The organism is Wolbachia endosymbiont (group B) of Ennomos erosarius (assembly GCF_964026905.1).
GTDB lineage: Bacteria > Pseudomonadota > Alphaproteobacteria > Rickettsiales > Anaplasmataceae > Wolbachia.
The window spans coordinates 489,843-502,143 of sequence record NZ_OZ034708.1; the positions used below are offsets into that span (position 1 = coordinate 489,843).

The 12,301-nt window shown below is 35.4% G+C and carries 10 protein-coding genes and 1 pseudogene; 5 read left to right on the plus strand and 6 right to left on the minus strand.

What is annotated here, in order from left to right; all coding sequences use genetic code 11:
• Positions 1-15: 15 nt before the first annotated feature.
• The 4 genes from AAGD95_RS02485 (at position 16) to AAGD95_RS02500 (ending at position 3,041) form a co-directional block, all read left to right on the plus strand.
• Positions 16-1,191: an aspartate aminotransferase family protein gene (locus tag AAGD95_RS02485; protein WP_341818744.1), complete on the plus strand. Its 1,176-nt coding sequence runs from the start codon at positions 16-18 to the stop codon at positions 1,189-1,191.
• 15 nt (positions 1,192-1,206) lie between these two features.
• Positions 1,207-1,713, plus strand: a complete 507-nt coding sequence (gene rimM, locus AAGD95_RS02490; RefSeq protein WP_341818745.1) for a ribosome maturation factor RimM — start codon at positions 1,207-1,209, stop codon at positions 1,711-1,713.
• A gap of 62 nt (positions 1,714-1,775) precedes the next feature.
• The gene (gene efp / locus AAGD95_RS02495) at positions 1,776-2,342 is read left to right on the plus strand and encodes an elongation factor P (protein ID WP_265026164.1); all 567 of its coding nucleotides are present in this window, start codon (positions 1,776-1,778) and stop codon (positions 2,340-2,342) included.
• Positions 2,343-3,041 (plus strand): inositol monophosphatase family protein, encoded by a 699-nt coding sequence (locus AAGD95_RS02500; protein WP_341818746.1) that lies wholly within the window; start codon positions 2,343-2,345, stop codon positions 3,039-3,041.
• Here AAGD95_RS02500 and hemA read toward each other — a convergent pair.
• From hemA to htpG, 3 genes are all read right to left on the minus strand, one after another.
• Positions 3,033-4,235, minus strand: a complete 1,203-nt coding sequence (hemA, locus tag AAGD95_RS02505) for a 5-aminolevulinate synthase (protein WP_265034721.1) — start codon at positions 4,233-4,235, stop codon at positions 3,033-3,035. The genes AAGD95_RS02500 and hemA overlap by 9 nt on opposite strands.
• A 68-nt stretch (positions 4,236-4,303) precedes the next feature.
• Entirely contained in the window at positions 4,304-7,141 is a 2,838-nt protein-coding gene (locus AAGD95_RS02510) for a hypothetical protein (protein ID WP_341818747.1), read from the minus strand.
• A 38-nt stretch (positions 7,142-7,179) separates the two neighbouring features.
• On the minus strand, positions 7,180-9,084 hold the full coding sequence (gene htpG / locus AAGD95_RS02515) for a molecular chaperone HtpG (RefSeq protein WP_341818809.1): 1,905 nt from the start codon (positions 9,082-9,084) through the stop codon (positions 7,180-7,182).
• 365 nt (positions 9,085-9,449) lie between these two features.
• Between htpG and AAGD95_RS02520 the strand changes: the two are divergent.
• A pseudogene (locus tag AAGD95_RS02520) lies at positions 9,450-10,300 on the plus strand (IS982 family transposase).
• A 111-nt stretch (positions 10,301-10,411) separates the two neighbouring features.
• Here the strand turns inward: AAGD95_RS02520 and AAGD95_RS02525 are convergent.
• Genes AAGD95_RS02525 through AAGD95_RS02535 form a run of 3 tightly spaced genes read right to left on the minus strand, consistent with a single transcriptional unit; the run spans position 10,412 to position 12,175 of the window.
• Entirely contained in the window at positions 10,412-10,798 is a 387-nt protein-coding gene (locus AAGD95_RS02525; protein ID WP_341818748.1) for a cytochrome c-type biogenesis protein, read from the minus strand.
• The gene (locus AAGD95_RS02530; RefSeq protein WP_341818749.1) at positions 10,782-11,813 is read right to left on the minus strand and encodes a hypothetical protein; all 1,032 of its coding nucleotides are present in this window, start codon (positions 11,811-11,813) and stop codon (positions 10,782-10,784) included. The genes AAGD95_RS02525 and AAGD95_RS02530 overlap by 17 nt, the downstream gene beginning before the upstream one ends.
• 2 nt (positions 11,814-11,815) lie before the next feature.
• Entirely contained in the window at positions 11,816-12,175 is a 360-nt protein-coding gene (locus tag AAGD95_RS02535; RefSeq protein ID WP_341818750.1) for a ferredoxin family 2Fe-2S iron-sulfur cluster binding protein, read from the minus strand.
• Between the last annotated feature and the right edge of the window lie 126 nt (positions 12,176-12,301).

Genomic DNA, 12,301 nt, shown 5'->3' on the forward strand with positions numbered 1-12,301 from the left:
AGCATATAATATTTTATGACAATTTCTCCTATCTTGCCAGTTTATTCTCCTGTTAATATAAATTTTTCTCATGGTAAAGGTATCTACCTATATGATGTTGATGGTGAGCGCTACGTAGATTTTCACTCCGGAATAGCCGTTAGTAGCTTAGGTCACACTAATTCGCGATTAATTAGTGCTCTTAAATTGCAAGGAGAAAAATTATGGCATATATCAAATACCTATAATATACCTGCCGCCAATAATTTTGCAGAAAAATTAATAAACAACAGTTTCGCTGACACTGTATTTTTCTCAAATTCTGGATCAGAGGCAGTAGAATGTGGGCTTAAGATTGCTAGGGTCTATCAAAACGGAAAAGGCAATAAAAACCGTCACAGAATTTTAACATTCCATGGTGCATTTCATGGAAGAACCTTCCTAACTTGTGCTGCAAACGATAAACAGAAATTTTCTGAATTACTGAGTCCCTGTATTGATTGGTGTGATAATATCGAGCCCAATATTGAGAGTGTAAAGAAAGCAATTTCAAGTGATATAGGCGTTATATTAATAGAACCAATACAAGGGCAAGGTGGTATCAAAGTAATGAATGAAGTCTTTATGAAAGAACTAAGAAAGCTGTGTGATGAAAATGACATATTGTTATTTTTTGATTGCGTGCAATGCGGTGCCGGTAGGACAGGAAAATTATTCGCATACGAACATATAGGAGTGGAACCTGATATATGTGCTCTTGCAAAGGGAATAGGCGGGGGGTTTCCGCTAGGGGCTTGTCTTGCAACTGAAAATGCTGCTAAATACATGGCAGTTGGTATGCACGGTTCCACTTTTGGTGGCAATCCGCTTGCAATCTCAGTAGGTAATGCTGTGCTCGAAGAATTGCTCAGCCCCGGCTTTTTGAAAAATGTTGAAATTAGAGGTAAATACCTAAAAAATAAACTAGAAAACTTAGCAAGTAAATTTCCAATAATAGAAGAAGTGAGAGGGGAGGGGCTAATGCTTGGAATAAAAGTGAAAGCAGACAATCAAAAGTTTGCAGAAGAGTTAAGTCATCGTGGTTTACTCACTGTTGGGGTAACATCAGATAACGTTGTGAGAATTTTGCCTCCATTAATCATTGCTGAAAAAGGGATTGATGAAGGAATTGAGATTCTTAGACAATATTTATCTGAGAAATCTTCTGGTTAGATAATCCATATTAATATGAACGACAATCTGGTATGCTTAGGAATTATTACCTCTCCTCACGGAATTAAAGGAGCTGTTAAAGTAAAAACCTTTACTGAAAAGCCCGAAAATATCTTCTTATATGGTGAGCTAATAAGTGGTGATGAGAATTATGAAATAGACTCAGTATCCGTCATAGGTGATAATTTAGTAATAGCTACAATAAGCGGAGTAAATTCCCGTAATGAAGCAGAGCTTTTAAGGAATAAGAAGCTATATATAGAAAGAAGCAAGTTACCAGAGCTAAATGATGAGGATGAATTTTACCAAAGTGACCTTGTAGATATGGAAGTAAGGCTGAAAAGTAATGAATTATATGGCCATGTAAAATCTGTGTATAATTTTGGCTCAGGGGATATATTAGAAATTTTAGTTATCAGCACAAAAAAACGCATTATGCTATCTTTCACTAAAGAGATATTTCCACATATAAATATAAAGGGGAGGTATATAGTATTAAATATGCCAGAATTTATTGACTAATAAAGACTTTGATATTTATATAAAGCTATTTATAATTGTAAGATCAAACTGAAAATGTAATTATGGCAGAAAGAGCTAACGATATTAGACCAGGTCAGGTGTTGGAACATAACGGCGGATTGTTTTTGGTTGTAGGTATTATGCATACTCAACCTGGTAAAGGTGGTGCATACATACAAGCCGAAATGAAAAACATCAAAACCGGAGCAAAACACTATGAAAGATTTCGCTCTGATGCAACAATTAGAAGGGCAATTTTAGATGAAGAGGAGTATGTTTACCTTTTCACTGAAGGAAACATTGTAAATCTTATGCATCCAAGTAATTACGAACAAATCACTATAAATTTAGAATTATTGGGAGAAAAAAAGATTTATTTGCAAGATAATATGAAAATTAAAGTAGTAACTTATCAAGACAAAATAATTTCTGCGCATGTGCCTGATTATGTTACACTTGCTGTGAAAGAAACAGAGTCTGTTATTAAAGGACAAACTGCTACTGCTTCTTATAAGCCTGCAATTTTAGAAAACGGAATGCGTGTTAACGTGCCTCAGTTTATAAAAGAAGAGGATAAAATTATAGTACACACTACTGATGACAGCTATTACGAAAGAGTAAAAGAGTAAATGTCCATTTCCTCACCACGAATCAATGTGATGCTTGATTCTGTACGCAGTGCTTCCAAGCAGCTTATGCGCGATTTTAATGAATTGCAAATCTCCAGTGTTAAGTCAGCGGACTTTATCAATAAAACTTATTCAAAATCCAAGCAAACCATATACGATTGCTTGCACGACTACAAACGAGACTATGGGTTTATTTCCGAAGATGATACTGATCAAGAAGTAAGAGATGACACTTATACCTGGTTTATTATGCCTATAGAGGGCAGGGAGAATTTTTCTAGTTGTATGGTTTATTTTGCAGTATCAGTCTGTCTCATTCATAAAGACAAAGTTGTAGCAGCTGTGATTGATGCTCCGGCTCTTAGAGAAACTTTTTGGGCAGAAGAAAAGAAAGGTGCTTTTCTTGAAGATTTTAGATCTCGTCATATAAAAATGCGGGTGAAAAGCCGTGAAGGGGGGCTAATAGATGTAAGTGGTAATTTATTAAATAAATTGCTGCCTGGCAATAATAATGTACGCTCCATCGGTTCAACAGTTCTGGGTTTTGCATATCTTGCTGCAGGAAGATACAGTGGAATAGTTTACTCTGGAATTAACAAATACAAAACTTCGCTCGGTAGGCTTTTTCTGCAAGAAAGCGGTGGAAGGCTAACGGAAGACAACGGATTAATTATTGCTGGCGATATTAAATTAGGATAAACAGGCTACAGAGATAGACAACTTTTCGAAAACTTTTACAAGAGATTCTGTTAAATGTTCTATCATTTCATCAGTATGATAAGGTGTAGGGGTAATACGGAAACGCTCAGTTCCTCTTGGAACTGTCGGGTAATTTATATGTTGAACGTATATTCCATACTCATCAAATAATAATTTTGATGCTCCTTTGGATAACTCTGGGTCGCCAATTATTATTGGAATTATATGAGTTTCTGTTGGAATGAAGTTAATTCCTGCATTTCTCAGTGAGTTTTTTACTTTTTCAACGACTTGCTTTTGCTTTTCCCTTTCAATGTTGCTCGATTTTAGGTGCTCAACGCTTGCCTTTGCTGCCGCTGCTAAAACAGGCGACATAGCAGTGGTGAAAATAAATCCTGGAGCGGAACTTCTTATTACATCTACCAAGCTCTTTGAAGACGCTATATACCCACCCATCACTCCAAAAGCCTTCGATAGTGTACCTTGAATAACGGTTATTCTATCCACCAGGCCTTCTCTTTCTGCAATTCCGCCACCATGTGAACCATACATGCCAACTGCGTGCACCTCATCCAAATAGGTGATTGCATTATGTTGATCTGCAAGATCACATATCGCTTCAAGCGGCGCTATATCGCCATCCATTGAATATACGGATTCAAGTGCTATTATCTTTGGTGTTTTTGTGTCTACGGACTTTAACAACTGCTCTAAGTGATCAACATCATTATGTCTAAATATATGTTTTGGTCTTTTTCCTGATTTTATGCCTTCTATCATCGAAGAATGGTTTTTCTCATCTGAGAAAATTACTACGTCAGGAATAACAGACGATAAAGTGCTAAGTGTTGTCTGGTTAGCGAGGTAGCCACAAGCAAAAGTTAAAGCAGCCTCTTTTTTATGCAAACAAGCTAAGGATTTTTCAAGTTCGACAACCTCTTTTGTTGTGCCAGATATATTTCTTGTTCCTCCAGCGCCAACAGATGAATTTTGAATAGCGGCAATAACTTTCTCATTTTGTGACATTCCTAAATAGTTATTACTGCACCAGACTATTACTTCCCTATTTCTTTCATAGTCCATAATGTGGGGGAGCCTACCTGGCAATGACGCAAAGTTCGTAAATTCACGGTAGCGCCCCTCATCTTTTATATCTTTGATTTTGTTCAAGAATATTTCTTCGTAGTTTACCAAGTTTTTATTCGCTAATAATTAATATAATTATAATAAATTATTAAATGGTAAACTACAATATTTATTCCTTATTGTGCTGTTAGTTCAGCTGTTTTAACAGTTTCAACATTGCTGTTTTCAACTGAGCTTTTAGGTGTGCAGCAGTATATAACTGCAGCAGCAACCAGACAACAAGCTCCAACTGCTATTCCTGCAGCTAGCATTTCCAAGTAAACTGCAATAGCTATTCCTGAAACAACTCCAGCTACTGCTAATGCAGAAGCAGCTATAACAGGCAGCTTACTACTTTTTATATTTTGTGAACCATTGGTTGGATTAGTAGACTGTTTGCTGTTGGTTGGAGTACCATTTTGTTCAAGTTTTTTGTTACCTACTAAAGGTACTTCTGCTGAACTTGATTTCGATTGTGTATCTTGTCTATCATTACCTTCATGTGCAGAACTATCCTCACCATTTGCTGCACCTAACACAGGTCCTTTTTCTACAATTACTGATGTATCACTGTTATCAGGTTGAACTGAAGTATTACCAAGACCATATTGTGGTACATGTTCAGCAGGTTGAACAGGAGTTTGCTCTTTCTTACCAATATCAACTAATGGTGCGGTAGCATCGTTCTTATCATCCTCTTCAGTAGTTACCTGTGAACTATTATTGTTACCAATATATGTTTCCCTAAATTGCTCTTCTTTTTTTTGTTCATTTTTCTTTTTTTCTTTTTTAGATTGTTTTATTCTCTCTTGGCGTTGCTTGTTACTATTTTTACCCATTTCACCCTCCTCAAAATTATTACTTATAGGCCCCGTTATTGAAACCCTCATGCTATTTAGTATATCGCTTTCTCCTTTTTGTGCAAGAGCATTTTCTTCCACCTTTTGACTGCCAGAATTTTCAGGTTCTGGATTGTCTGATAGAATGTCACTTTTTATAACTGGAATTGCTAATTCATCTGCAACGTTATTACTTCTTTTCCGTATTATAAAAGTTCCAGGAGTTTGGTACATTTCATCCCACAAATCTTGACGTTCATGACAGGAATATTTTTGTACATCAATAGAAAATTGCAGAATATTTCTAATTTGCATTAAACTGAATATAAGATCAGTATTCTCTTGACGTTTATTGTCTTTTTGATCTTTAGTGTATTCATCATACACTATGCAAGCAGTCTGAACTAATCCATTTACAATACCTGGAAGACGGCTGTTATATTCACGTAAAGCTTCAGATTGCAATAATTTGTTTTCCTTTTCCAGATCTTCTATGCGCTTTTCTATGCTAGATTTAAAAATCTTACACTCCTCTTGAAAAATTATGTTAATTGCATCAATTTCTGTGCATAAGTAACATACTCCCTTGACTAAGGAGTAATCTTCTTGGCCTGTTGAGTAGTGTGTTGCATTTTTCAGTATATTCTGTATGACCTGCCTAATCACTTGCTCATTATGTGATACGTTTTGATGGATTTCTTTAGTGTAAAAAAGCACCTCGACTATAACGTCTGTGTTTGTGTATTCAACATTAGACAATGCAATGAGGATTGATTCGTGTATGTTATCAAATTCGTTATTTTTAAGTTTATGATCAAGATAATTAATAACATCATTGACGCATTCAGCACATTCTTTGCATAGGTGCTCAATAAATGCAATATTGCCAGCATCCAATGCAGTTTTCAGAATTAAATCATAAATTTCTTTTCTGCCACGAGCTCCTATGTTTCTCAGGATTTGTTGCCTTAGTGTTGTAATAACTTTATCATCTGCAAATGCTTGTTCATATATATCGTAAATGGCACGATCTGCACTATTAGTGTATCGTTTGCACAAGTATTCAATGACAGATATGTGTTCTTGACTTATCGCAGTTCCTAACAAGGTAGCAAAGCTCTTTTTTAATAACTCTTCTGTTGAGGCTTTTTTAGTTGGCTCATTAATATATCTTTCAAATGCATCCAGCACTATCGTGATGAATTCTTCATTTTTGACCAGAGACGCTGTTTCAAGCACACCATACAAAGGATCAGGATTACTTGTTTTTAATACTTGTTCAAGATCTCTTAAGACGCATTCAACAAAAACTGTGTCTAATAAATTTTGTTCCTTTCTTAATGCTGTAGCTGAGAAGAAGTCAATCTTATCAGGTTCGACAAGTTGTATAGCTTGACCTTTTAATCTTCCATAAACTCCATCGTTACCATGGAATTTTTCTATAAAAGCTTCAATATATTTTTGACCACCAACAAGTAAAGGTAAAAGACTCAAATTTTCTTCAATAAAAAGTATGTCCTGATATTTTTCTGTCAGTTTGTCATTAGCTGCAATTGCCAATAATATCAATTCTTTTACTGAGTAACTATGATTATACTCTGTTTGATCAAACCCGTATCGTGATAGTATGCCTGAATATATATGTTGGTGATCACTCCGATTTAAATCTAAATTGAGTTGTTGTAGACAAAAATTTTGAAAATTTACACTATCTAGTGTAATAGACTGGCCTTCATAATCTTCAATATTTTGTATAGCCTTATCTAATTCTTCACAATTATCTTCTTTTATAACTTGATTTAAGATGTTTATTATTTCAGCAAAAGTTAAATTTTCAGGGATGATATCATATAAATCTTCATCCTTTGATTCTACGGTAAGCGACCTATCACAACCATCAGGAAAGTTTGCAAGTATTTCATTATCTAGACTCAGATCTTCAGGGAGTGTATCACATGGATTAGCTGGTATCTCTTGACTTTCGTCATCTAAAACTTCAAACTCTTCTTCAATACCTGAATCTTCAGAATCTGGTTTTTCAAAACCATGCCAACTTTTGATTAATCTTTCAGAATTTGATTGGCCCTGTGAAGTTGTATCTTGTGATACAAAGTCTCTAAAATTGGAACCAAACATGTTTTACCTCCTAACTAGCAGCTAAGCTAAGTATATCATTAAACAGAAATCTTGCCAAGCAAATTATTCAGTCTCTTAGCAAAGCTGCTCGCGTCATCCATCTCTTCGCCTTCCACGATGCAAGCTTGGTAAAACAATAAGTGAACCATGTCCTCCAATGTTGGGGTTTCACCACTTTCAGCGTGAGATTTCATTATGCTTTTTATTACAGGATGTTTAGTGTTAATTTCCAGCACCTTTGGCGTGCGGTAATTTAGCTGCTTTTGTTCGCGTAAAAAACGCTCCATGCGAAGATCCACAGCACCTTCGTCAACCGCCAGGCATACGGGACTACCGGTTAGCTTTTTGGAAATTTTTACGCTTTTCACTGAATTGCCAAGAACTTTGGTGAAATATTGCAGTATAGAATCTGCATTTTCCTCAGTTTTTTCTTTATTCGATTTATTTTCTTGATCTTTCTTATCTTCTTCTGAAGAGAATTTTTCCAAATCAACATCAGCGCGGGTCACAGACTTGATTTTCTGATCTTTGTATTCATGAATTACACTAGTCCAAAAGTCATCAACTGGATCAACAAATAGGAGCACTTCTAGTCCTTTACTGACAAACCCCTCAAGTTGTGGACTGTTTTTCACTGAATCGAGGCTATTTCCGGTGAGATAATAGATATGCTCCTGCTCAGGCTTCATTCTGCTTATATAGTCATCAATGCTGACTAATTTCTCATCACCAGTGCTATGAAATCTGCAAATCGAGAGCAGTGCCTCTCTCTCATCAGTTGGCATAGCTTCGCAAAGACCTTCCTTTAAAACTGCACCAAAATTGGTCCAGAATTTTGTGTATTCTTCTAAATTCTCTTTTGCCTTTTTACCAAGCTCTGATATCGCGCGTTTAGTGAGGGATTTCCTGATTTGCTCAATAACACGATTGTTCTGCAGTGTTTCTCTGCTGATATTAAGAGGCAGGTCCGGTGAATCAACAATACCTTTCAAGAAACGTAAATACTGCGGTATGATCTGTACATTATCTTCAGTGATAAATACTTTATTTACATATAACTTAACAGAGCAACGTCTATCTGGATGGAATAAATCAAAAGGTTTAATGGAAGGAACATAAAGCAAATTCGTATATTCTATTGCACCTTCATTTTTATTATGCAATATCATCCAAGGTTCACCACCAACATGCGCAACACTGCGGAAAAAATCATTGTGCTCCTCTTGAGTAACGTCATTTTTTGGCTTAGTCCAAATTGCAGCCTTACTGTTTAACTTTTCACTTTTTCCTTCTTCGTCTATAAATTCAACAGGAAAGTTTATGTGATCTGAATAAGTAGTGACAATGTTTTCAACACGAAACTTGTCTAAAAACTCATTCTCTTCAGGGCGCATAATGAGCGTAATTTTGGTTCCGCGAGGGACTTGATTATCTGATTTACTTATTGAATATTCCCCATTTCCTTTGGATTGCCAGACCCAAGATTCTTCTTCTCCAGCTTTTCTTGATTCTACTATTACCTCCGATGCAACCATAAAGCTTGAGTAAAAACCAACACCAAACTTCCCAATCAGCTCCACAGCTTGGCTTGAATCTTTGCTATTTTTAATCGCATCTAAGAACTTTTGCGTACCAGAGCTTGCAATTGTACCAAGGTTGTCTATTAAATCTTGTCTGTTCATTCCGATACCATTATCAGTGATATATAGCTCGTTCTTATCTTTATTGGAGCTGATAGTGATTTTTAATTCGTCACTCAAATCTAGCAAATTAGGATTTAGTTGAGATTCATAACGCAACTTATCACATGCATCCGATGCATTTGATATTAACTCACGCAGAAAAATGTCCTTGTTAGTATAAAGTGAATGAATCACTATATTCAGTACTTTTCCTACTTCAGCGTCAAATTTTAAATTTTCAGTTTCTTGTACGTTATGCATTTTGAGCTCCATGATTAGCCTACTATCCTAATAATTTAAGTATTGAATTACGATCTTTCAAGGTCACGTACATCAAAATTAATGTGGGTGTAGTTATTATGACACCCAATTTATGGGATCTCTTGCATAACAAACTTTTGGCAGCGTGTCAAGCAGCTTTTTCGCTTCTGTGAGCTACTTGGGTGACACCAACAGTTGATATTGGTTTGTTGCTTTGCTGGCAGCTACTAGCTATGCCTCAAGTCTCCTATTCAAAACTTTCAACGCGAATTCTGGATTAAAGGAGAATAGAAAAGGCAAGAAAACAGGGTAAACTCAGCAGTTATAAAAAAACAGATGAGGTTAACCATGGAAGATATAACAAACTGTTTTGTTTGGTCGATGATTTTTGCAGAGATATAGAGAAAAATTTTGCAGGTAAACTACTGCCAAATGGTAAAAAACCCACAAGAACAACGGAAATTGAGCACTCCGAAATCATGACAATAATCCTGCTATATCAACAATCTCCGTGTAAAAATTTCAAAACTTTCTATCTACATTACCTAACGTTGCTCTACAAATCAGAGTTTCCAAAGTTGCCTTCATATACCAGGTTTGTTGCTCTAAAGCCTAGGGTTTTGTGGCATTTAGCAATGTTGTTGCATTGGCTTTGTGGACAGTCAGAAAACACTGGAATTTCATATATAGACACAACTCCCATTGCAGTTTGTCATGCAAAAAGAATATCCAAAACAAAGTTTTTGCTGGAATTGCAAAATTAAGCAAGAGTACTTACGGCTGGTTTTTTGGTTTCAAATTACATATGGTAATCAATGAAAATGGTGAAATTCATTCACTTACGCTAACAAAAGGCAATGTTGATGATAGGATACCTGTGCCAAATCTGACGGAAAAATTAACCGGCCTTTTGTTTGGTGACAAAGGTTATATTGCAAAAGAGCTTTTTCAGAAGCTGTTTGACCGAGGTTTGAAACTTGTTACCAAGGTGAAAAAAGGTATGAAAAATGCATTGATTTCGCTAAATGAGAAGATTTTACTGAGAAAAAGGTCTATCATTGAGACTGTTTTTGGTTACCTAAAAAATAGACTAGAAATTGAACACACTCGCCATAGATCCCCTGTTAATTTTTTGGTTCATATCTTTTCTACTCTCATTTCCTATTCCATCAAATCCAAAAAGCCTTCTATTTCCTATACTTTCTTCCTTCCTTAATCCAGAATTCGCGTTCCTACGTCATACCGCCGCGGTATCTCTTAGCCGCTAACACGTAGCGGGATGACGATTGTTGGTGAACCTAAGTTACTTTAGCTATATATAAAAGGTTTAAGTGGTTGTATTGATGTATCTTTGTATTAAAAAACACCCAATAAGCAGAGTTGTAAGTGGAATAAACCACAAAATGTAAGTGCTAGATTTTACAGGTGGTACGATTATAATTGAATTACCGTAAGAATTTTTTAACTCTGAGATTATCTCTTCATCAGTGTATCCATCATTGATTTTTTTACGAATTGCTTCTCGCATATCATACGCAATCTGAGATCCAGATTCAGACAATGATTCGCCAGAACATATTGGACACCTTATTATTTCAAATAAACTGGTTGCTCGTTTTTCCATGCTTTTATCTCTGAGTTTATTATCCAGAGTAAAAGCGTTTACGCCTGAGTGGAATATCAATATGAAAAGTAAGCTAATTACTATTCTCATTCTTGGTTAATTGGATTATTTTACTGAGTTGGTTCATGAAATCAGTGATGGATAACTTTCCAATAAAGCTTGACCCTACATCATCATCGTACTTTATTGAAAATTGAATGCCATTATCAGTTGTTTTTTCTGATAAGGAAGACATTAATTTTTCAAACACATCTGAAGTTTTTGAGTCACCAATCATAAACGAGATTAATTCTTTATAATTTGATATGGCCACGTTGATTTTGTCTTTAAATGAAGACGTAACCAAATTATAATTTTGCACTCCACCATCTGCAGCAAGAGAAAAATTATTACTTTGAATTAAAAGTTTCTCTATGTTGAAATTAATTCTGGAAGCTGAGATGTCGTTTACAAATTCATAATCAAATTTAGTGTCGATACTAAGGTAACTTTCAGGACTTGCAGTATTTTTATACCGATAAGTATACAAATCAAATCCTAGTTTAGTATTTCCACTCGGTTCTTTATCGAGGTGAAATTGAATGTAATTACTTTTATCATTCACTTCAGTTATAACACTTTGCTGATTTTCTGAAACATCACATTTTAATCCATAATCTTCGTAACGAAGTGTATCTATATAGTCTATCACGCTGTTGAATCGCAATGAAGATGGTAAATCGTTTAGTCTAACAACAAAGTGGCTGCTATCGTTTGTGTGGCATTTTATATTCTTTTTCTCATCACCATGAACAGTAATATCAACTTCATTACTTGGTGTATAAATATATACTGATTTATCAAATAATCTGTTTTTCACCAGTAGAGCTTTAGATGAAATACTCAATTGCTCATTGGAAAATTTTGGGTTTGTCACGTGGAAGATTAGATTAAAAGGAAATCCGCTAAAATCATATGAGATGTCAAATTTTTCGTCATTGATGTAGGATATTGTTTCAGCTAAAAGATTTTTTGTCTTCCATGCAGAAAGATACCAGAAACCGCTATATGCTGTTGGAACAAACAAGCATAAAGAGACGATAATATAGATAAAAACCTTACGCATAGCTAATCACTCCCTTGTTTATCCAGCGATATATTTCTTGTACCTCTTGGTATATTAACACACAAACCATCAATATCTTTTGTTATTTTAATTTGGCACCCTAGTCTTGATGTCTCTGTTAAGCCAAAAGCCAGATCTAACATATCATTTTCCTCATCAGATATAGGGTTATGTATTTCTACAGCATTATAAAACTTTGGATCAACAATTACATGGCATGTAGAGCAAGCAAGAGAACCTTCACATGCACCTTCAAGCAGATCTGGATCACTTCTGTGGGCTAAATTGAGCAGAGTTTCTCCCTCTGCAGCTTCATAGCTTTTCTTACTCCCATCAGGTAAAATAAAAGTAACAGATGGCATATTATTCCTATTAAAATCCTTACTAATTTCTCTATATCCTACAGGTAATAACTAATATTTGCAAACTCTTTGCAATTCCAGTGCCTATTTCTTGTTATCCAAGTATCTCCTTTAGCATAGATCCCG

What these genes read in the sequence shown, in the direction of transcription:
- AAGD95_RS02500 (WP_341818746.1), top strand. Translation starts at nt 2,343, where the DNA reads ATGTCCATTTCCTCACCACGAATCAATGTGATGCTTGATTCTGTACGC.
- AAGD95_RS02485 (WP_341818744.1), top strand. Translation starts at nt 16, where the DNA reads ATGACAATTTCTCCTATCTTGCCAGTTTATTCTCCTGTTAATATAAAT.
- htpG (WP_341818809.1), bottom strand. Translation starts at nt 9,084, where the DNA reads ATGCATAACGTACAAGAAACTGAAAATTTAAAATTTGACGCTGAAGTA.
- rimM (WP_341818745.1), top strand. Translation starts at nt 1,207, where the DNA reads ATGAACGACAATCTGGTATGCTTAGGAATTATTACCTCTCCTCACGGA.
- AAGD95_RS02535 (WP_341818750.1), bottom strand. Translation starts at nt 12,175, where the DNA reads ATGCCATCTGTTACTTTTATTTTACCTGATGGGAGTAAGAAAAGCTAT.
- AAGD95_RS02510 (WP_341818747.1), bottom strand. Translation starts at nt 7,141, where the DNA reads ATGTTTGGTTCCAATTTTAGAGACTTTGTATCACAAGATACAACTTCA.
- AAGD95_RS02525 (WP_341818748.1), bottom strand. Translation starts at nt 10,798, where the DNA reads ATGAGAATAGTAATTAGCTTACTTTTCATATTGATATTCCACTCAGGC.
- efp (WP_265026164.1), top strand. Translation starts at nt 1,776, where the DNA reads ATGGCAGAAAGAGCTAACGATATTAGACCAGGTCAGGTGTTGGAACAT.
- AAGD95_RS02530 (WP_341818749.1), bottom strand. Translation starts at nt 11,813, where the DNA reads ATGCGTAAGGTTTTTATCTATATTATCGTCTCTTTATGCTTGTTTGTT.